This window comes from Sphingomonas sp. 2SG, assembly GCF_005503285.1.
Classification (GTDB): domain Bacteria; phylum Pseudomonadota; class Alphaproteobacteria; order Sphingomonadales; family Sphingomonadaceae; genus Sphingomonas; species Sphingomonas taxi.
Window position 1 is genome coordinate 1 of record NZ_SCMZ01000064.1, and the last position, 18,954, is coordinate 18,954.

22 protein-coding genes are annotated in these 18,954 nt (G+C 67.4%); 8 read left to right on the plus strand and 14 right to left on the minus strand.

The window, feature by feature from the left end; translation table 11 throughout:
• Together FFS23_RS17980 and FFS23_RS17985 are read right to left on the minus strand one after the other, a co-directional pair.
• The coding region (locus FFS23_RS17980) for an MFS transporter (RefSeq protein WP_137899677.1) at positions 1–358 on the minus strand (358 nt) is incomplete at its 3' end.
• Between the two features lie 247 nt (positions 359–605).
• A complete protein-coding gene (locus tag FFS23_RS17985) occupies positions 606–944 on the minus strand; it encodes a UrcA family protein (protein ID WP_137899678.1) in 339 nt (112 codons plus the stop codon).
• Positions 945–1,156: 212 nt separating this feature from the next.
• On the opposite strand from FFS23_RS17985, the gene FFS23_RS17990 reads away from it, so the two are divergent.
• Together FFS23_RS17990 and FFS23_RS17995 are read left to right on the plus strand one after the other, a co-directional pair.
• Complete coding sequence (locus FFS23_RS17990) at positions 1,157–3,445, plus strand: ATP-dependent helicase (RefSeq protein WP_137899679.1); 2,289 nt, start codon at positions 1,157–1,159, stop codon at positions 3,443–3,445.
• A gap of 83 nt (positions 3,446–3,528) precedes the next feature.
• On the plus strand, positions 3,529–4,068 hold the full coding sequence (locus FFS23_RS17995; RefSeq protein WP_137899680.1) for a glycine zipper 2TM domain-containing protein: 540 nt from the start codon (positions 3,529–3,531) through the stop codon (positions 4,066–4,068).
• Between the two features lie 19 nt (positions 4,069–4,087).
• Here the strand turns inward: FFS23_RS17995 and FFS23_RS18000 are convergent, their stop codons facing one another.
• The 5 genes from FFS23_RS18000 to FFS23_RS18020 form a co-directional block, all read right to left on the minus strand.
• Complete coding sequence (locus tag FFS23_RS18000) at positions 4,088–4,426, minus strand: hypothetical protein (protein ID WP_081974524.1); 339 nt, start codon at positions 4,424–4,426, stop codon at positions 4,088–4,090.
• A 99-nt stretch (positions 4,427–4,525) separates the two neighbouring features.
• Positions 4,526–4,861, minus strand: a complete 336-nt coding sequence (locus tag FFS23_RS18005; protein WP_137899681.1) for a hypothetical protein — start codon at positions 4,859–4,861, stop codon at positions 4,526–4,528.
• 115 nt (positions 4,862–4,976) lie between these two features.
• Positions 4,977–5,282, minus strand: coding sequence for a 2Fe-2S iron-sulfur cluster-binding protein (locus FFS23_RS18010; protein ID WP_137899682.1), 306 nt, complete (start codon positions 5,280–5,282; stop codon positions 4,977–4,979).
• The gene (locus FFS23_RS18015) at positions 5,279–6,367 is read right to left on the minus strand and encodes a cysteine desulfurase family protein (protein WP_137899693.1); all 1,089 of its coding nucleotides are present in this window, start codon (positions 6,365–6,367) and stop codon (positions 5,279–5,281) included. The genes FFS23_RS18010 and FFS23_RS18015 overlap by 4 nt, the downstream gene beginning before the upstream one ends.
• Complete coding sequence (locus tag FFS23_RS18020) at positions 6,364–7,380, minus strand: aminotransferase class V-fold PLP-dependent enzyme (RefSeq protein ID WP_249340747.1); 1,017 nt, start codon at positions 7,378–7,380, stop codon at positions 6,364–6,366. Before FFS23_RS18020 ends, FFS23_RS18015 begins: the two co-directional genes overlap by 4 nt.
• A 134-nt stretch (positions 7,381–7,514) precedes the next feature.
• On the opposite strand from FFS23_RS18020, the gene FFS23_RS18025 reads away from it, so the two are divergent.
• On the plus strand, positions 7,515–8,171 hold the full coding sequence (locus FFS23_RS18025) for an alpha/beta hydrolase (RefSeq protein ID WP_038659670.1): 657 nt from the start codon (positions 7,515–7,517) through the stop codon (positions 8,169–8,171).
• A 61-nt stretch (positions 8,172–8,232) separates the two neighbouring features.
• Here FFS23_RS18025 and FFS23_RS18030 read toward each other — a convergent pair whose 3' ends face one another.
• The 4 genes from FFS23_RS18030 to FFS23_RS18045 form a co-directional block, all read right to left on the minus strand.
• Complete coding sequence (locus FFS23_RS18030; RefSeq protein ID WP_137899684.1) at positions 8,233–8,625, minus strand: hypothetical protein; 393 nt, start codon at positions 8,623–8,625, stop codon at positions 8,233–8,235.
• 6 nt (positions 8,626–8,631) lie between these two features.
• Complete coding sequence (locus tag FFS23_RS18035) at positions 8,632–9,579, minus strand: hypothetical protein (protein ID WP_137899685.1); 948 nt, start codon at positions 9,577–9,579, stop codon at positions 8,632–8,634.
• Positions 9,580–9,746: 167 nt separating this feature from the next.
• Positions 9,747–9,926 carry a hypothetical protein gene (locus tag FFS23_RS18040; protein ID WP_038659677.1) on the minus strand — a complete coding sequence of 60 codons (180 nt, stop codon included), beginning with the start codon at positions 9,924–9,926 and terminating at the stop codon, positions 9,747–9,749.
• Positions 9,927–9,991: 65 nt separating this feature from the next.
• Complete coding sequence (locus FFS23_RS18045; RefSeq protein WP_249340748.1) at positions 9,992–10,951, minus strand: threonine ammonia-lyase; 960 nt, start codon at positions 10,949–10,951, stop codon at positions 9,992–9,994.
• A gap of 139 nt (positions 10,952–11,090) precedes the next feature.
• Between FFS23_RS18045 and FFS23_RS18050 the strand changes: the two genes are divergently transcribed.
• From FFS23_RS18050 to FFS23_RS18070, 5 genes are all read left to right on the plus strand, one after another.
• A complete protein-coding gene (locus FFS23_RS18050; RefSeq protein ID WP_249340749.1) occupies positions 11,091–12,329 on the plus strand; it encodes a type III PLP-dependent enzyme domain-containing protein in 1,239 nt (412 codons plus the stop codon).
• 114 nt (positions 12,330–12,443) lie between these two features.
• Positions 12,444–13,526 carry a 1,9-bis(guanidino)-5-aza-nonane synthase gene (locus FFS23_RS18055; RefSeq protein WP_137899687.1) on the plus strand — a complete coding sequence of 361 codons (1,083 nt, stop codon included), beginning with the start codon at positions 12,444–12,446 and terminating at the stop codon, positions 13,524–13,526.
• A 185-nt stretch (positions 13,527–13,711) separates the two neighbouring features.
• Positions 13,712–14,206, plus strand: a complete 495-nt coding sequence (locus FFS23_RS18060; protein ID WP_137899688.1) for an NMCC_0638 family (lipo)protein — start codon at positions 13,712–13,714, stop codon at positions 14,204–14,206.
• A gap of 4 nt (positions 14,207–14,210) precedes the next feature.
• On the plus strand, positions 14,211–14,636 hold the full coding sequence (locus tag FFS23_RS18065; RefSeq protein ID WP_137899695.1) for an MAPEG family protein: 426 nt from the start codon (positions 14,211–14,213) through the stop codon (positions 14,634–14,636).
• Entirely contained in the window at positions 14,636–14,821 is a 186-nt protein-coding gene (locus FFS23_RS18070) for a hypothetical protein (RefSeq protein WP_137899689.1), read from the plus strand. Before FFS23_RS18065 ends, FFS23_RS18070 begins: the two co-directional genes overlap by 1 nt.
• A gap of 208 nt (positions 14,822–15,029) precedes the next feature.
• Here the strand turns inward: FFS23_RS18070 and FFS23_RS18075 are convergent, their stop codons facing one another.
• From FFS23_RS18075 to FFS23_RS18085, 3 genes are all read right to left on the minus strand, one after another.
• Entirely contained in the window at positions 15,030–16,916 is a 1,887-nt protein-coding gene (locus tag FFS23_RS18075; protein WP_137899690.1) for an XrtA/PEP-CTERM system amidotransferase, read from the minus strand.
• Entirely contained in the window at positions 16,916–18,406 is a 1,491-nt protein-coding gene (gene xrtA, locus FFS23_RS18080) for an exosortase A (RefSeq protein WP_137899691.1), read from the minus strand. The genes FFS23_RS18075 and xrtA overlap by 1 nt, the downstream gene beginning before the upstream one ends.
• Positions 18,403–18,954, minus strand: a 552-nt coding sequence (locus FFS23_RS18085) for a glycosyltransferase (RefSeq protein WP_137899692.1), incomplete at its 5' end; no start/stop codon positions are given. The genes xrtA and FFS23_RS18085, both read right to left, overlap by 4 nt.

Below are 18,954 nucleotides of genomic sequence, written 5' to 3' on the forward strand. Positions count from 1 at the left end.
ACGGCGCGACCCAGCCGACCTGATCGTAGGTCGGCAGGAAGGCGATCGCGACGGTCGACCCGCCCATCAGCATCAGGCTGGCGACGAGCGTCGACTTGCGGCCGACGCGGTCGCCGAAATGACCGAACACGATCGCGCCCACCGGCCGCGCGATGAACGCGAGGCCGAAGCTGGCGAAGCTCAGCATCTGCTGCGCGGTCTTGCTCTCGGCAGGGAAGAACAATTCGCCGAACACCAAAGCGGCGGCGGTGGCGTAGATGTAAAAATCGTAGAACTCGACCGCGGTGCCGACCAGGCTGGCGGTCAGGATGCGTCGGGCGGAGGCGGGCGCGGGCGGCGTGGCGGACGGCGAAGGCATGCGGTCACTCTAATCGCGAAAAAATCGTCGCGGGCAACAGTTGTGAAATCCGTTCGCAACAATCCACGCCTAGACAGAGATGGTCGCTGCTCCTCTCCCCCTGTGGGTAGCGACGTGTCGGTCGCCTCCCCTGTCGGCCGACCCTCCCTGAACTACGGGGCGGTCGCTTTGCGGCTGCCCCGATTTTTCATGGACTTGACCACTTGTCGCGACGCGCCGGCAAGCGCGGCGCCGCCGAGCGAAAGCCTTATTTCGAACGATCGGCGTCGTGCAGACCGGCGAGTCGGACGTCGCCCGCCCGTGCCGCGAGCTGGCGCGTGCCGTCGTCGCGCATCTCCCTGACGCAACGCAGCGCGTCGAGCCGCATCTCCAGCGTCGCACGATTGGGGATGCACGCCGCGCGCACCGCGCGGACGATGCGGCCTTGCAGCGACCGCCGGCCCGATTCGCTGCGCAGGTCGAGCCCCTTGGCCGACACCTTGACCTGCACCGGCTCGCGCTCCGCAGCGATGGCGGCGCCCGGAACCGCGGCGAACAGGCACGACAAGGCGACCGCCGCGATGGCGGCGTGATGCGACGTCTTCATGATGACACTCCTACAAATCGGACTCGCCGCGGCGAGCCGGCTCGATCCCCGCGCGCCTCCCGGGCGCCGGCTGGACGAAGCCGACCATTCCGCCGGCGGGGTCGCCCTAGCAGTCGGTCGTTACGCATGCGTTACATGCCGGTGTCGCCTTGATGACGACCGGTGGCCGATCGGACTTGCCCGCTCGCGCGCCGTTCCCTACCTGTTCGCCGGTGACCGATCTCAGCGCCCCCGCCAACGCCTTGCAGGACCCGCCCTATCTCAAGGGGCTCAACCCGCCGCAGCGTGACGCGGTCCTGACCACCGAAGGCCCGGTGCTGATGCTCGCCGGTGCCGGCACCGGCAAGACCGCCGCGCTCACCGCCCGGCTCGCGCATCTGCTGTGGACGCGCAAGGCGTGGCCGTCGGAGATTCTCAGCGTCACCTTTACCAACAAGGCGGCGCGCGAGATGCGCGAGCGCGTCGGCCGGCTCGTCGGCGACGCGGTCGAGGGCATGCCGTGGCTCGGCACCTTCCATGCGATTGGCGCCAAGATGCTGCGCCGCCACGCCGAGCTGGTCGGGTTGCAGAGCAATTTCAGCATCCTCGATACCGACGACCAGCTCCGCCTGCTGAAGCAGTTGATCGTCGCCGCCGATCTCGACGAGAAGCGCTTCCCCGCGCGCAGTCTCGCCGGGCTGATCGACGACTGGAAGAACAAGGGGCTGGTCCCCGCCGATATCGATGCTGGCGAGAGCGAACGCTATGCCAACGGCCGCGGCGGCGAACTCTACGCGCAATATCAGGAGCGGTTGAAGGCCCTCAACGCCTGCGATTTCGGCGATTTGCTGCTGCACATGCTGACCGTGCTGAAGACCTATCCCGAGGTGCTCAAAATGTACCAAGAGCGGTTCAAGTACATCATGGTCGACGAATATCAGGACACCAACGTCGTCCAGTATCTCTGGCTGCGCCTGCTCGCGCAGGCGCGCAAGAACATTGCCTGCGTCGGCGACGACGACCAGTCGATCTATTCGTGGCGCGGCGCGCAGGTCGAGAACATCCTCAAGTTCGAGAAGGACTTTCCGGGCGCGAAGGTGATCCGGCTCGAGCAGAATTATCGCTCGACCCCGCATATCCTCGGCGCCGCCTCGGGCGTCATCGCCAACAACGGCGGCCGGCTCGGCAAGACTTTGTGGACCGAACTCGACGCGGGCGAGAAGGTGCGCGTGCTCGGCGTCTGGGACGGCCCCGAGGAGGCGCGCCGCGTCGGCGAGGAGATCGAGGCGGCACAGCGCAGCGGCAAGAGCCTCGACGAGGTGGCCATCCTCGTCCGCGCGCAGCATCAGACTCGCGAATTCGAGGATCGTTTCATCGCGATCGGCATGCCCTATCGCATCATCGGCGGCTTCCGCTTCTACGAACGCGCCGAGATCCGCGACGCGCTCGCTTATCTGCGCATCGTCAATCAGCCGTCCGACGATCTCGCCTTCGAACGGATCGTCAACGTCCCCAAGCGCGGTCTCGGCGACAAGGCACTCGCCAAGATCCACCAGCTCGCCCGGATCGAGGGCATACCGCTGACCATCGCCGCGGCGCGCATCCTCGACACCGACGAACTGACCCCGCAGGCGCGCCGCGCGCTCGGTAATCTCGTCGGCGACATCGCCCGCTGGCGCGACATGGCGCGCGACCTGCCACATGCCGAGCTCGCCCGCCAGTTGCTCGACGAGAGCGGCTATACGGCAATGTGGCAGGCCGAGAAATCGGTCGACGCCGCCGGCCGGCTCGAGAACCTGTCCGAACTCGTCCGCGCGATGGAGGAATATGAATCGCTCGGCGCCTTCCTCGAACATGTCAGCCTCGTCATGGACAAGGAGGGCGGCGTCCAGGACCCGCAGGTGACGATCATGACGATCCACGCCGCCAAGGGTCTCGAATACGACACCGTCTTTCTCGTCGGCTGGGAGGAGGGGCTGTTCCCGTCGCAGCGCTCGCTCGACGAGGGCGGCACCAAGAGCCTCGAGGAGGAACGCCGCCTCGCCTATGTGGCGATCACCCGCGCGCGGCGGCGCGCGACGATCCTCCACGCCGCCAACCGCCGCATCTATGGCCAGTGGACGTCCAGCATCCCGAGCCGCTTCGTCGGCGAACTGCCCCCCGAACATACCGATGCCGAGACGACGATGTCGGGTGGCGAGAGCCTGTGGCGCGCGAACTGGAGCGAACGCGCCGACCCCTTCGCCGACGTCGGTCGCGGCACCGGGCGCGGTCCCGGCTGGCAGCGCGCGGCGGGCAGCGGCTCGGGCTTTTCGACCGCCCCGACGCGCATCGTCGAAAGCCGGTCGAGCGCGGTCAGCATCGGCAACAAGGGGCGCAGCGACCTTTCGGTCGGCCTGCGCGTCTTCCACCAGAAGTTCGGCTATGGCGCGATCGCCGAGATCGAGGGCAACAAGCTCGAGATCGACTTCGAGGCGGCGGGCCGCAAGCGCGTGATGGACAGTTTCGTCACGATCGGGTGAGGGTCGTTCAGGAACCGCCAAGGTCGGATCGGATTATGATCGTTGCGGACCCGACTCCACGGGTCCCTTAGAGGATCATCCCGATGTTCAGGTCCCTTCTGCTGTCCGCCGCGGTCTGCGCGAGCCTCGCCGCAACCGCCCCGGCGGTCGCCCAGTCCGCCGCCGACGACGCCCGCTTCGCCGCCGCGCAACAGCGGTTCGATGCCGAGATGGCGCGCTACCGTTCCGAATTCGACCGCTATCGCGCGCTGCGCGGCACGCCGGGCCCGGGCGGCTATCGCCAGGCGCCGGTGCCGGGCGGCTATGACGACCAGCGCTACGACGATCGTGACGACGACCGGTACGAAAACGGCTACGATCCCGCCCGCTACTATCGTCCGGGCGCGCAGGAGCGCGTGCTGAGCCCCAACGACCGCGTCTATGCGGGCAATGACGGCCGCTATTATTGCAAGCGCAGCGACGGCACGACCGGCCTCATCGCCGGCGGTGCGGCGGGCGGCATCCTCGGCAACGTCATCGACGGCGGCCACAGCCGGATCGTCGGCACGTTGCTTGGCGGAGCGGTCGGCGCGCTCGCCGGCAAGGCGATCGACCAGAATCAGGCGCAGGTGCGCTGCCGCTGAGCGAGCGGCGGTCGAACGGTCAGGCCCGTTCGACCGCCATCAGCGTCACGCCGGCATATTTCTCGGCTTCGGGCTCGAACAGGCTGCTCGGTGCGAACGCCTTGTCGGTCAGCGTCGGCTCGCCGAGTCCGTCCATCTTGAACGTGCCGACCTTCTCCTCGCGCGGCGGCTTGCCGTCGCGCTCCACCGTCACCGCGTCGACGTAGATCTCGCCATGGCGCGTGTAGAGAATATGCGGCGCGATCGTCACCGTCCCCTTGTTGTAGGTGGCGGTCACGGTCAGCAGGCGCACGATCGCTTCGAACATCGTCGGCACCGGTCCCGTCGGTGCGGCAGTCGCGGCTTCGGTCTGGGTCATCGGCGGCACCATAAACGTTCGTGTTGCGTCGCAGCAAGAACGCTTTGCCGTTAACGATGTTTCACGGCCGGCGGATCGCCCCGCCAGCCGCCGGCCGCTTTAGCGATAGACGGTGAAACAGCGCCGCTGCGGTCCGTAATAGCCGCGATGCACACGGCAGACGACGCGGCCGCGACCATAACCGCGGCCATAGCCCCGCCCGTAACCGCCGCCATAACCCCGGCCATAGCCATAACCGCGACCACGATCGTAGCCGCGCCCGTGGAAACGCGGACCATCGCGCCAGCGGCGGTCGTCGCGCCGGTCGTAGCCGCGGTGATCGTACCCGCGGTGATAGCCGCGATCGTAGCCGTAGCGCTGCGCCTCGGCGGGCGCGGCGGTCATCAAGGTGCCGGCAGCGAGCGCCGCGGCGCTGAACAAAGCAATGAGCTTCATGGGGTTACTCCTCACACGCCCGACATCGGGCATGTCCGCACCATGGCGTGGGCGCCATGCATGCGATCTGAACCCGCGGTTGTGAAAATGTCAGGATCGCTGCCCCGCCACCCCGTCAGGGCAGACGCACCGTCAGCCCGTCGAGCGCCGCGGTCAGCCGCACCTGGCAGGCGAGCCGACTCGTCCGCGACGCGGCGGGGACCAGATCGAGCAGATCCTCCTCCTCCTCGCGCGCCGCCGGCATGCGGGCGAAATCCTCCGCGGCGATGACGACGTGGCAGGTCGCACAGGCCATGTCGCCGTTGCACGTCCCTTCCAGCGGATGTCCATCCGCCTGCGCGAGATCGAGCAATCGGGCGCCCTCGGCGCCTTCCGCCTGTCGGCTGCGGCCATCCGGATCGACGAACACCACGCGAATCATGCCATTCCCCCCTGCCGAGCCGCTGCCGCGACGATGGCCGCCAGTCCGTCCCGCAGCGCGTCCTCGCCGGTATAGCGCCCGAAACCGAGCCTGATACTCGACCGCGCCTGCGCCTCGGTCAGGCCAATCGCGCGCAGCACATGGCTCGACCGCCCCGAGCCGCTCGCACACGCCGATCCCGCCGAAAACGCGAGATCGCGACAGTCGCTCATCAGCCGCGCCACGTCGAGCCCGTCGCGTCGCACGTTGAGATTGCCGCGATACCGCCGCGTCACCGACCCGTTGACGTCCCATCCCGCCAGCGCCGCGGTCGCGATCGCCCAAAGCCGGTCGACATGCGCGGCATCGGCCGCAGCCCGCTCCGCCATCAGCCGCGCCGCGGCACCGAAACCCGCGCACAGCGCAGGCGATAGCGTCCCCGAGCGTCCTGCCGCCTCCTGCCCGCCGCCGTGGATCAGCGGCGCCAGCGTCACGCCGTCGCGAATCCACAAGCCTCCGATCCCCTTCGGCCCATGCAGCTTGTGCGCCGACACCGCGATCAGATCGCATCCCGCCGGCACCGGCATACGCCCATAGCCCTGCACCGCATCGCACAGCATCAGCGCGCCGGCCGCATGCGCCAGTTCGGCGAGCGCCGCGATCGGTTGGATCACGCCGATCTCGTTATTGACCAGCATCGCCGCGACCAGTCCCACCCCCGGCCCGATCGCCGCCGCGGCCCGATCGAGGTCGACCAGCCCGTCGTCGCCGACCGGCAGCACCGTCACCTGCCGTCCACGGGCCGCCTCCGCCGCAACGGTGTCGAGCACCGCGGCATGTTCGGTCGCCAGCGTGACGATCGCGCCGCCGGTCCCCTTGATCGCCCAGTTGAGCGCCTCGGTCGCGCCGCTGGTGAAGCTGAGCGCGCCCCCCGCCGGCGCGAGCGCCGCCACCGCATCGCGCGCGACCTCGACCGTCGCCCGGGCGGCGCGGCCCGGCCGATGTAGCGAATGCGGATTGGCATGTTGCGATTCGAGCCATGGCAGCATCGCCGCCAAGGCTTCGGAGGCGAGCGGCGTCGTCGCCTGATAATCGAGATAGATCATGCCGCGCGCCGCGACGTCTTCGCCATCTGCCGCCACGCCGCGACGAAGGCGTCGACGTCCGCCTCGCTTGTGGTGCGCCCGAAGCTCACCCGGATCACCTCGCGCCCGGCGGCCGCGTCCCAGCCCATCGCGCCGAGCACATGGCTCGGCTTCATGCTGCCGCTCGAACAGGCGCTGCCCGCCGAGACCGCGAAGCCGGCGCTGTCGAGCAGGATGAGCTGCGCCGCCGCCGCGACCCCGCGCAGACGATACGATCCGATCGCCGGATGACGCGGACTGTCGGCGGCGACGATCTCACCCCCCGACCGCAGGATCGCATCGTCGAGCCGGGCGCGCAGCGCGCCATGGTCCGGCTCCGCCTCGCCGAGCGCCGCGGCATAGCCGAGCGCGCCGGGCAGGTTCTCCGTCCCCGGTCGATAGCCGCGCTCCTGCCCGCCGCTGGGATGCAGCAGCGCGAGATCGCGCACCAGCAGCGCGCCGATCCCCGGCGGGCCGCCGCGCTTGTGCGCCGACAGCGCCACCATATCCGCCACCCCCGCCAGTTCGACGGACGCCGGCATCTGCGCGGCATCGACCAGCAATCGGCTGCCGGCGTCGCGCACCAGCGCCGCGATCGGTGCCAGCGGCTGGCGCACCCCCGTCTCGCTGTTCGCCCATTGCACGCAGACCAGCGCAGGGCCCGCCGCGAGCAGTGCCGCGAGCGCCGCCAGATCGACGATCCCGTCCGCACCCACCGGCGCCACGGCGGCATCGCCGCCGGCGCGCAGTACCGCATCATGTTCCACCGCGGTGACGATCCGCCGCGGCAGCGTCGTCCGCCCCAGGGCGACCGAAAGCGATTCGCTCGCGCCGCTGGTCAGCAGCGTCTCGCCCCGCCAGCCGTACGCCGCGGCGATGGCGCGTCGCGCCGCCTCCAGCGCCGCCCGCGCCGCGCGCCCCTCGGCGTGCGGCGACGACGGGTTCGCCCAGCGCACCAATCCGTCGACGACGGCCGCGCGTGCGGCATCGGTCATCGGCGTGGTGGCGGCGTGATCCAGATAGAGACGTTGGGACAGGATTCGTTCCAATTGCGTGTCGGAGCCCGACGCCTATATAGCGCGCAACGTTCTGCGCTGCACAGCGCGCCCCTTCTTACGTGGCGAGACCCATGCCCGAAGTCATTTTTCCCGGCCCCGAAGGCCGTCTCGAAGGCCGTTTCGCGCCCGCTCCCCGTCCGCGCGCACCGGTGGCGATGATCCTGCATCCGCACCCCGCCGCCGGCGGCACGATGAACAGCCGCATCGTGCAGGAGCTCTACAAGACCTTTCAGCGCCGCGGTTTCGCGACGCTGCGCTTCAACTTCCGCGGCGTCGGCAAGAGCCAGGGGACGTTCGACAACGGCATCGGCGAACTGTCCGACGCGGCGAGCGCGCTCGATTGGGTGCAGAGCTTCCATCCGGAGGCGTCGACCACCTGGATCGCCGGGGTCAGCTTTGGCGCGTGGATCGGCATGCAGCTGCTGATGCGCCGTCCCGAAATCCGCGGCTTCATCTCGATCGCGCCGCCCGCGAACATGTTCGACTTCTCGTTCCTGGCGCCCTGCCCCTCCTCGGGCATCATCATCCAGGGCGAGGCCGACGAGGTCGCCACCCCGGGCGCGACGCAGAAGCTCGTCGACAAGCTGCGCACCCAGAAGCACATCACCATCCATCACGACACGATCCCGAAGGCGAACCACTTCTTCGAGAACGAGACGCCGGAGCTGATGCGCTCGGTCGACAAGTACCTCGACATGCGGCTCGACCCGAATTCGCCGATCCGGTGACATCGACGCCGGGACCGCACGCTGATGCGGTCCCGGCCACGCTGGCGGTCACTCGTCTCGATCAGTCGCCGGTCAGTAGACCCTCGAAATCGAGAATGCCGGCGTGATATCGTTCGCCCCGCACCTCTTCGAGGATGTCATAGATCGCCATGAGCTTGTCGCATCCCTCGGCCGTCTTGCCATTCGTGTCGTCGGGATCGGCTAGAAACAGTGATTTGGCTTCATCCGCATCAGCGAGAACCGTCCGGTAGCGCTCTTCGCCGACCTTATCCGCGACGGCGGCTAGCCCCAGTTCAATACTTGCAAACTGGTTATCGATCGATCGATGATAGCCGTAGAACGTCACCTCGTTGAAATACGGCGCCGCCGCCATCGTGCAGATCAGGAAATCTTGGATTTCGCTCAACTGTTGGGGGACGTACAAACGCCCGCCTTCCTTGCGTTGCGGTTCCATATTGCCTCACTGCTTTATGACATATGTATGGTTAGGATGCGTACCGCTGGGGGTGACGACAACGATATAGCGTGGCTTTGGACTGGTTTCAGAAAAACGCCGTAGTTGCTCATCGGCCATCGTTTTTCTAGTTATACTGACTTCAATATAGGTATCAGCAATCCGAATATCTGGCAGACCGTACGAGCCTTTCGATGTTACATATTCCCGCCGATTGACTCGCACCATTCCATTGCTAGACATTTTTATACCATATTGATTTAACGTTTCTCGAATGTTTTCTCTCACGTGAACATCTATGAAATTTCCTAATTTCATGCCGTTGTTCACACCACGATTTTTTAGCGTTCCCTTATTAAGCCGCTCCAATCCTTCTTTATAAGCTTTATCCACCTCTCGCTGCACCCGACGGATCATCTGTGCGCGCAGCGGCGCGTAGTCGGCTAAAACCCTTGCATGCGTCGCGGCTTGCCACATTAACAGATCGTCAAGCCTGTTGGCGCTCCCTTCGACGCTGGGGTGACCCGAGTTCATGTACTGATAAACGAAATTCGGGTCTAATCTCTTTATATCGCTAAGCACCTCCTTCGAGTGCCGATCGAGTACTTGGATTTGCGCTTCAGCGGCTGGCCCGACGATGTCTAATAATGGCCCGGTGATTGCAGCGAATGTTTTCAGCGCAGGATCATTGATCTCGGGAAACGCCTGCTCCACCGTCATAGGGTCTTCGAACGCCCGGCTGTTGCCGCCGCGCCCCATTCGTGGCCCTTGCCCTTCGCCATAAGCGGCGACGGACCCAGCCCCTCCGGGACCGAAGGTGAATCGGCCGTCTTTCGGATCGTGATAGGGGTTGAACTTGAGCTCCAGCCCCGCCGCCGACCTGACGGTCGGCAGGCGGCCCGTCCTCAGCCACCATGAAAATGCCTGCCGTTTCTCACTCGTCGATAGTTGCATCCCGCCGCCCCTTCCGGTTACGGCAGGAACATATCAGCAACATTTTCCAACAAAGCAAATGCGTATTTTGGTGCGCTGGCAACAGACCGCCGACGTGGTTGATATCGGGAGATTCTATCTTTGCTCTTATCGTCGACGGTCGACGCGCATGCCCGGCGACTCGGCCGTTAAAATTGCCAGATCACCACATTGCCGAGCAATACCGCCGCCATCACCAGCAACAGGATGGCCTTCCGGCGATCCCCGCCGCGGGCGAGCAGCGCGCCACCGCCGATCAGGCAGGCGAAGCAGCCGAGCATGGCGATGGCCGGGGCAGCGTTGGCGATCGATCCGAGAAGCGCTTGCATTACGATAATCTGCCTCTCACCGCCTGCAATGTCGAGGCAATGCGCGCGCAAGACCGTATAGCGCGCTACCCGACCGCCCGCGCATAAGCGTCGATGTCGACGTTGCCGCCCGACAGGATCACCAGCAGCCCCGGCTCCGCCGCGACCTTGCCCGCGAGCACCGCTGCCAGCGCCACCGCGCCACCCGGCTCGATCACCAGCCGCAAATTCTCCGCCGCCCAGCGCTGCGCCGCCGCGGTCTCCGCCTCGCTCACCGCCACGCCGGTCGCATCGCGCCGCGACAGCACGTCGAAGGTCAGCGGCGACACGCGCTGCGTCTGCAAGGCATCGCAGGCGGTCGGCGGCGGATTGGGGCCGACCGGCTCGATCCACGACGCCTCCAGCGAGCGGCGCATGTCGTCCCAGCCCTCGGGCTCGACGACCGTCACCGCGCTGTCCTTGAGCGCCAGCGCGAGCCCGGCCGCCAGCCCGCCGCCGCCGCAGGGTACGACGACGCGAGCCGGAACGCCCAGCCCCAGCGCCGCCATCTGCGCCGCCGCCTCGATCCCCGCGCTGCCCTGTCCCTCGATGATCCACGGATCGTCGAAGCTCGGCACCAGCGTCGCGCCGCGCGCTTCGGCGAGTCGGGCAGCGATGCCTTCGCGGCTCTCGGTGGCGCGATCGTAGCGCACCACTTCGGCACCGAGCGCCAGCGTCGCCGCCAGCTTGGCGTGCGGCGCATCCGCGGGCATCACGATCGTCGCGGCGATGCCCAGCCGCCGCGCCGCCCAGGCGATCCCCTGCGCGTGATTCCCCGAGGAGAAGGCGACCACCCCGCGCCGCCGCGCATCCTCGTCCAATGCGGTGAGCCGATGCCAGGCGCCGCGAATCTTGAACGCCCCGATCGGCTGCAGCGACTCCGCCTTGAACGCCACCTCCAAGCCGTTGATTTGGCGCACATAAAGTGGCGTCGGCGGCAGGATTCTGGCGATCTTTTCGGCCGCGTCGCGCACCCCGGCGCGCGTCGGTCGTCGCAAAAACGTCACTTTTCGTCCTTTCCTACGCTAACCCACTTTACATGGGGGTCGGACGACCATAGATCGCGCCTCCGCTGCCCCATGGGACTTCCAACCGCAAGGCAGCTTTTGTCACCGTATGCCGAAAGGCAATTGGAGGTCCCTTGAATTGGCCAAGCACCATAGCGCGCTGGGGTTAGCGCCCCTCTCGACCGCCCGTTCCGCCGTTAGCCGCACGGGCATCGACATCGCCAAGAGCCGACCGGTCGATCCGGTCACGCTCGTTCGCCCGCACGCCGCTGCGCGCGCCGCCCGCTTCTTCGTCGAGAAGTTTCCGGGCCGCTCGATGTATGCCGTGAAGGCGAACCCCAGCCCGGACCTGCTCAAGGTCCTCTGGGACAATGGCATCACGCATTACGATACGGCATCGATCGCGGAAGTGCGCCTGGTCAAGGCGACGCTGCCGGAGGCGACCTGCTGCTTCATGCATCCGGTCAAGTCGGAAGAGGCGATCGCCGAGGCGTATTTCGTCCACGACGTGAAGACGTTCTCGCTCGACAGCATGGAAGAGCTGGCGAAGATCGTCCGTGCGACCGACGGCGCCGCCGACCTCACGCTCTGCGTGCGCCTGCGCGTCTCGTCCGAATATGCCAAGCTCAGCCTGGGCTCCAAATTCGGCGTCGGTCCCGGTGAGAGCAAGGAATTGCTGATCGCCACCCGCCAGGTCGCGGACGCGCTCGGCATCTGCTTCCACGTCGGCAGCCAGACGATGTCGCCGGACGCCTATACCAATGCGATGGAGCGCGCGCGCGCGGCGATCGTCGAGGCGGCCGTGACCGTGGACGTCATCGACGTCGGCGGCGGCTTCCCCTCGGCCTATCCCGGCATGACCCCGCCGCCGCTGGAGCGGTTCTTCGAGACGATCCACCGCGCGTTCGAGAGCCTGCCGATCAGCTATTCGGCCGAATTGTGGGCCGAGCCGGGCCGGTCGCTGAGCGCCGAATATGCCTCGGTCGTGGTGCGCGTCGAGCGTCGCCGCGGCACCGAGCTGTACATCAACGACGGCGCCTACGGCACGTTGTTCGACGCGGCGCACATCGGCTGGAAATATCCGGTGCAACTGCTCCGCGAGCCCGATTCGGACGCGCGCGACATGGACTTCGCCTTCTGGGGTCCGACCTGCGACGATCTCGATTACATGCAGGGCCCGTTCCCGCTGCCCGCGGATACGGTCGCCGGCGATTATTTCGAGATCGGCATGCTCGGCGCGTACGGCTCGGCGATGCGGACCGCGTTCAACGGCTTCGGCACCGGCGACACGGTCGTCGCGTCCGATGAGCCGATGCTGTCGGTCTATCTTGACGACGAGATCGCCGACGTGCGCACGAACAACGTCGTAAAGCTGTAACGCCAACGCTATAACCGATTGTCTTCCCTCCTCCCGCTTCGGCGGGAGGGGCGGCCCCTGGGTTTCCGCGTCCCCAATGTTGAACGACGACGGCTGGATAGCCAAAGGCGAACCATGACCGACACGCTGAACAAGACCGCAGGCGCCAACGCGCCGATCAACGACAACCGCAAGGCCGAACTGCTCTCGAAGCAGGTCAAGCATATCGACATCAAGAGCTTCGACGCGCGTCCGATCGTCGACGCGATGGCCGACATGAGCTTCACCAGCCGCGACCTCGGCCGCGCGACCAACATCTACAACCAGATGCTGGCCGACAAGGATTGCTCGATCTTCCTCGTCATCGCCGGTTCGACCTCGGCGGGCGGCTGCATGGATCTCTATGCCGAGCTGGTGCGCAACAACATGGTCGACGGCATCGTCGCCACCGGCGCGACCATCGTCGACATGGATTTCTTCGAAGGGCTCGGCCACAAGCATTATCAGGCGCTCGAGATCCCCGACGACGATACGCTGCGCTCGCTCTACATCGACCGTATCTACGATACGTATATCGACGAGGAAGCGCTCCAGAACGTCGACCACACGATCTTCGAGATCGCCGAGAGCCTCGAGCCGCGCGCCTATTCGAGCCGCGCCTTCATCCGCGAGATGGGCAAGTATCTCGTCGAGCACGGCAAGAAGGACAACAGCCTCGTCAAGCTCGCCTACGAGCATGACGTCCCGATCTTCTGCCCGGCGTTCGTCGATTCGTCGGCGGGCTTCGGCCTCGTCAAGCATCAGGTCGATGCCGCCAAGGCGGGCCGTCCGTATCTGATGATCGACGCGGTGGCGGACTTCCGCGAGCTGACCGAGATCAAGATTCAGGCGGGCACCACCGGCCTGCTGATGATCGGCGGCGGCGTGCCGAAGAACTTCATCCAGGACACCGTCGTCTGCGCCGAGATCCTCGGCCACGACGACGTCCAGGTCCACAAATATGCGGTGCAGATCACCGTCGCCGACGTCCGCGATGGCGCCTGCTCGTCCTCGACGCTGCAGGAAGCGGCGAGCTGGGGCAAGGTCAACACCGGTATCGAGCAGATGGTGTTCGCCGAGGCCGGCTCGGTGATGCCGCTGCTGGCGTCTGACGCCTATCACCGCGGCCTGTGGAAGGACCGCCCGATCCACCGCTGGGGCGCGATCTTCGACAAGTAAGGCTATGGGAAGGGACGAGGCAACTCGTCCCTTTTCCGTGACATCAAAATCCACTGTACGCCGGGCATCTGGCAAGTCACACTCCCTCGCAGGACGGGGGAGAACCGATCATGCTAATGCTGCTTGCGGCGCTACTCTTGCCGGCGCAGGACCGAGCCGCACCGGACGCGACCGACATTGCGCGCATGGCCACGCTGTACGATGAGGCCTGCCTGAAGACCTTTCCGATCGACTCAGAGCTCGACGCCCTGATGATCCGCAAAGGCGCCAAGCCGTTGGCTGAGGATGAGGTTAGGATCCCGCTCGGCGGCGACCCGGGGCGGGGTTGGAACGTCGCGGACGGCGACCAGACGTTCACTGTTCTGCTCGAACTGCCGCCATATCACGCCTGCTCTGTCCGCGCCTCGCGATCCACGGTCGGCACGCTCGACCTTGCGCCCTATCACGCCGCCGTCGATCCGTTCGTCGCCAGCCATCGCGGTTTCGCCAGTCAACCGGGGGTCGATGCGGAGCGAAACGGCATCCGCATGCATGCCGAAGTGCAGGGACGTCAGCTCCCGGCCGGCGGCGCCGAATTGCTGATGGTGATCGATCAGCAGGTCGTCGATGCCGGCAAGCAGACCCCCGGAACGATCGCCACGCCGCTCCGCTTCGTCCACCAGATCAACACCGGACGCTGACATGATCCAGTCGGAAATCCTGCGCCCGATGGCGGCGCTCGTCGCCTGGACGCTCGTCATGCTGGTCTGGATGCTCGCCACCCGCCTGCCGGCGATGAAGGCCGCCGGCCTCCGTCTCGGCACGCTCGTCGGCACCAAGCCGTCCGATGCCGACCGCGGCCTGCCACCCCAGGCGCAGTGGAAGGCCCACAATTACAACCACCTCCACGAACAGCCGACGCTGTTCTACGCGATCTGCACGGTGATCGCGCTCAGCGGCACCGGTAACGGCGTCAACGCCGCGATCGCCTGGGCCTATGTCGGCCTGCGCGTCATACATTCGCTGGTACAGGCGACCACGAACAAGGTAGGGCCTCGCTTCATGCTCTTCATCGCCTCCAGCCTCGCGCTCGCCGCGCTCACCCTCCACGCCGTCATGGCGGTGTTCTGATGGCCAAGGGTGAGGTGTTCGAACGCCACCGCCAGCCGTGGACGCAGGACGAGATCCAGAAGCTCCACCAGTTCGCCAAGAAGGGCATGGCGCTCAAGGCGATCGCCAAGGCGCTCAAGCGCAGCGAGGAATCGACCAAGGATCGCGCCAAGGAAGACAATCTGTCGATCGCCAAGCTGCGCTAGACGGGATCGACATTCGATTTTTTCTCCTCCCCTTGCGGGCAGGGCTATCGTGATGAGTTTTAATCGGCTTCCTCATCAGATTCGTCACCCCGGACGCGTTCCGGGGTCCACCCGGCCGCAAGAGAATGGTGTCGGATCAAGCCTATCTCCTCGCCGCAGAGTGGACCCCGGAACAAGTCCGGGGTGACGGGGCGGATTTGGAATGCAGCTAGCCGAACAACCGTTTCGCGCTGCGCTCCAGCATCAGCAACTGCCACAGGGTGCGGCCGTGATCGGCGCGGCCGCTGCGGTGCGCATCGGCGAGTTTCGCGACCTGCGCCATGTCGAGCCAGCCGCTCTCCACCAGCGTCCGCGACCGCGCCAGTCCCTCCGCTTCCGCCGCCAGCGCGCCGCGGAACCATGCGCTGATCGGCGTCACGAACCCCATTTTTGGCCGATAGAGGATCTCCTTGGGCAGATGGCGTTCGAGACTGCGCTTCATCAGCCATTTGCCCTCGCCGCCGTGCAGCCGCATGCCGGCCGGCAGCGTCGCGCAGAATTCGACCAGCCGGTGGTCGAGCAACGGCTCGCGCGCCTCAAGTCCCACCGCCATGCTGGTGCGATCGACCTTGGTGAGGATGTCGCCGGGTAGCCAGATCATCATGTCGGCATATTGCGCGCGGTCGAGCGCATCGCGCGCCGGCGCCGCCCGCATCGCCGCGACGTAGCGATCCTCGGCGCGATGCCCGCCGAGCACCCGCCGCGCCTCCGCGCTCAGCAATTGCGCGCGCAGCTCGGGCGAGGTCACGCCCACGGCGCGCGCATAGGCATCGTCGCCGTCCGTCCCCAGCGCGAGCAACGTCGCCTTGGCGCGCAACGGTCGCGGTGCCCAGTCGGCCTTGGGGTAATAGCGCCCGAGCGTCCCGAACGCCGCGCGCCGCCACCGATCGGGCAGCATCCCGCGCACCCGTTCCTCCGCCGCCTGGAATCTGTAGCGGCGATAGCCCGCCAGCATCTCGTCGGCGCCGTCGCCCGACAACGCCACCGTCACGCTCTTCCGTGCCAGCGCCGCGACCTGATAGGTCGCCAGCGCGCTGCCGTCGGCGAAGGGCTCGTCGAAATGATGGACCAACGTGTCGATTAGGGCGAAATCGTCGGGCCGGACCACCTGCGCGTGATGATCGGTGGCGAAACGCTGCGCCACCAATGCGGCATGCACGCGCTCGTCGTGTCCCGCCTCGTCGAAGCCGATCGTGCAGGTGTTGACCGCCGCCTTGCTCGCCTCCGCCATCAGCGCGACCACCGCCGAACTGTCGACCCCGCCCGACAGGAAGGCGCCGAGCGGCACGTCGGCGACCATCCGGCTGCGCACCCCGTCGCGCATCCGCGCCAGCAATTCCTCGCCGAGCGCCTTGGCCGATCCGCCCGCGCGATCGGCGAAGCTCAGCGACCACCAGCGCCGCGGCCGCGGCACGCCCTGCCAGCGCTGGACGTGGAGGAAATGGCCGGCGGGCAGCTTGCGGACGCCCGCGACGAGGCAGGCATCGTCGGGCACATAGCCATAAGCGAGGAAATCCTCGACCGCGGTGACGTCCGGCACCCGCCGCAGCAAGGGATGCGCAAGCAGGCCCTTCAGTTCCGAGGCGAAGGCGAGGCTGCCGTCGGACAGTTCGACGTAATGGAGCGGCTTCACCCCCATCCGGTCACGCGCGAGGAACAGCGTCCCCTGATCGGCATCGTGCAGCGCGAAGGCGAACATGCCGTTGAGCCGGTCGAGCAGCGCCGGCCCCCACGCCCGCCAGCCGTGCAGCAGCACCTCGGTATCGCCCTCGGTGACGAAGCGCGCGCCCTTGCGCTCCAACTCGGTGCGCAGTTCGGCGAAATTGTAGATCTCGCCGTTATAGGTGATCGTCAGCGCGCCCGCCTGCATCGGCTGCGGCGACCCGTCGAGATCGATGATCGACAGCCGGCGATGGCCGAACCCGACGCCGGGTGCGGTCCAGATCCCCTCGCCGTCCGGCCCGCGATGCGCCTGCGCCGCGATCATCGCGGCGATCCGCGACGGATCGACCGGCTTGGGCGTCTCGGGATGGAAGATACCGGCGATGCCGCACATCAGCGCGGCGCCACGACGGCATCGCTCACGCCGTCGACCGGCCCGAGCGCCGCCGCCAGCGCGGCGATATCGGCGCGCGCATCGCGCCCGGGCAGCACCTCCGCGGAGAGATGGACCGCCACCGCGCGCTGCGTGCCGCCGAACAATTTCGCCTTCATCGTCTCGATCTTCACCACGCGCTCGTCCGACGTTACCGTATCGCCGACGACGTACCATGTCGCGACGACGCGCTCCACCGGCCCGGCGGCGGTGATCCGCATCGCCTTGCCGCCGGCGATCGGGGCTTCGTCGGCGACGCGCACCCAGCGGTCCTCCTCGCGGATCGCGCCGGTGCCGAAAGCACCGATCTTATGCCCCTCGCCCTGCGATCCGAAGACCGCGATTCCCAGATCGACCGCCGCGCCGCCACGCGCATAACGGCCGAACAGCATATGGTCGGCACCCGGATAATATGGCATCCACGGCGCCCGTCGGCTGAGCGGCGCGCGCGTCCACCCCGCCACCTGCGGCAGCGCGATGCGCGCGGGCAGCGGTGTCGCGCGATGCGCGATTCCTACGCTCCACATCGGCCACACGCCCGCCACTGCCACGGTGAGCAGCACGCCGATCGGGAGCCCCATCCGTCCCCCGGCGACCGGCGGCAGCGCGGCGGGATCGAACGCCGGCGCATCGGGCGCGCGATCGAACCAGCGCCAGCCGATCGCCAGCACCGCCGCCATCACCAGCCCGAAGAACAGCCAGCCGTAGACGATATGATCGAAGCCCGTCGCCGCCTCGACGCTGGTCAGATGCGCGGCATAGATCGTCCCGAACGCGCGCAGCCCGTTGGCGAGCACCGGCACGACCAGCGCGGCGAGCAGGAACCACGCCCGCCGCCGCCACGACACGAAGCAGACGTCGGCGACCAGCACGCCGAAGGCGAGCATCGCGATGACGAACTTGGCGCCCGAACACGCCTCCGCGACCTCGAACCAATAGCGGCCCGCATGGATCAGCACGCCGTTCGAGCTCGCCGGCACGCCGGCCAGATGCAGCAGCGGCATCACCATCCGCACCGTCACGGCTTGCAGCAGCGGCTCCATCTCCTCGCCGAACGGCACGAGGAACAGCGCATAACCGAGCGGAAAGGCGAGCCCGCGCGCCACCTGCGGCCCGAGCAGCGTCACCACCGCGCCCTGCAGCATGACGACCAGCCCCAGTTGCCGCGCGAAGCTGACCGAGCCGGCGTCGCCCATCAGCCACCCCGCCCCGCCGACCGCGACCAGCGCCAGCCCCGGCCACCACGCCACCGGCGTCAGCGCCGCCAGCTCGCGCCGCCGCTGCCACACCAGCCAACCGATCACCGGCCCGATGAAGAGGCAATGGCCGAAGGTCGTGCTCGTCCACCAGATCGACACCAGCCGCGCGACGTCGTCGCGGACCAGCAGCAGGATCGCCGCCGCCGCCAGCCCCAGCCCGATGGCATGCCGCCGCCATTGTGCGCCGGTCACGCCAGCCCCAGCAGAGCATCGAGCGGCGCGAGCCGTGCTGCCCAGTCGTACCGTGCGATCACCCGCGCCCGTGCCGCGGCACCGAGCGCCGCCGCTGCGTGCGGATCGTCGAGCAGCGCCGAGATCGCCGCGACATGCGTCGCAGCATCGTCGGCGACACGCAGCGTGCCGCCGTGATCGATCCCCTCGGCCGCAGCGACGGAGGCGACGACCGGCCGCGCCATCGCCATCGCCTCGAGCACCTTGTTCTGGATACCGCGCGCGAGCCGCAGCGGCGCGACGCACACGTCCGCCGCCGCCAGCCACGGCCGCACGTCGTCCACCGCGCCGGTGACGATCACGGCGTCGGACGCCAGCGCCTGCACCGCTGGCGTGGGCGCCCGTCCCACGATCGCGAAGCGGACGCCGGGATAACGTACCCGCAGGTCCGGCAGGATGTCGCGGGCGAACCAAACCACCGCCTCAATGTTCGGCCGGTAATCCATCTGCCCCGTAAACACGATCAGCGGCCCGTGAGTCTCGGCCCCACCCCCCAATTCCCCCGTCAC

Coding starts and splice junctions, on each gene's coding strand:
- FFS23_RS18010 (WP_137899682.1), bottom strand. CDS start 5,282: ATGATTCGCGTGGTGTTCGTCGATCCGGATGGCCGCAGCCGACAGGCG.
- FFS23_RS17985 (WP_137899678.1), bottom strand. CDS start 944: ATGAAGACGTCGCATCACGCCGCCATCGCGGCGGTCGCCTTGTCGTGC.
- FFS23_RS18000 (WP_081974524.1), bottom strand. CDS start 4,426: ATGACCCAGACCGAAGCCGCGACTGCCGCACCGACGGGACCGGTGCCG.
- FFS23_RS18070 (WP_137899689.1), top strand. CDS start 14,636: ATGGCCAAGGGTGAGGTGTTCGAACGCCACCGCCAGCCGTGGACGCAG.
- FFS23_RS18075 (WP_137899690.1), bottom strand. CDS start 16,916: ATGTGCGGCATCGCCGGTATCTTCCATCCCGAGACGCCCAAGCCGGTC.
- FFS23_RS18040 (WP_038659677.1), bottom strand. CDS start 9,926: ATGCAAGCGCTTCTCGGATCGATCGCCAACGCTGCCCCGGCCATCGCC.
- FFS23_RS18055 (WP_137899687.1), top strand. CDS start 12,444: ATGACCGACACGCTGAACAAGACCGCAGGCGCCAACGCGCCGATCAAC.
- FFS23_RS18030 (WP_137899684.1), bottom strand. CDS start 8,625: ATGGAACCGCAACGCAAGGAAGGCGGGCGTTTGTACGTCCCCCAACAG.
- FFS23_RS18005 (WP_137899681.1), bottom strand. CDS start 4,861: ATGAAGCTCATTGCTTTGTTCAGCGCCGCGGCGCTCGCTGCCGGCACC.
- FFS23_RS18035 (WP_137899685.1), bottom strand. CDS start 9,579: ATGCAACTATCGACGAGTGAGAAACGGCAGGCATTTTCATGGTGGCTG.
- FFS23_RS18025 (WP_038659670.1), top strand. CDS start 7,515: ATGCCCGAAGTCATTTTTCCCGGCCCCGAAGGCCGTCTCGAAGGCCGT.
- FFS23_RS18015 (WP_137899693.1), bottom strand. CDS start 6,367: ATGATCTATCTCGATTATCAGGCGACGACGCCGCTCGCCTCCGAAGCC.
- FFS23_RS17995 (WP_137899680.1), top strand. CDS start 3,529: ATGTTCAGGTCCCTTCTGCTGTCCGCCGCGGTCTGCGCGAGCCTCGCC.
- FFS23_RS18020 (WP_249340747.1), bottom strand. CDS start 7,380: ATGACCGATGCCGCACGCGCGGCCGTCGTCGACGGATTGGTGCGCTGG.
- FFS23_RS18060 (WP_137899688.1), top strand. CDS start 13,712: ATGGCCACGCTGTACGATGAGGCCTGCCTGAAGACCTTTCCGATCGAC.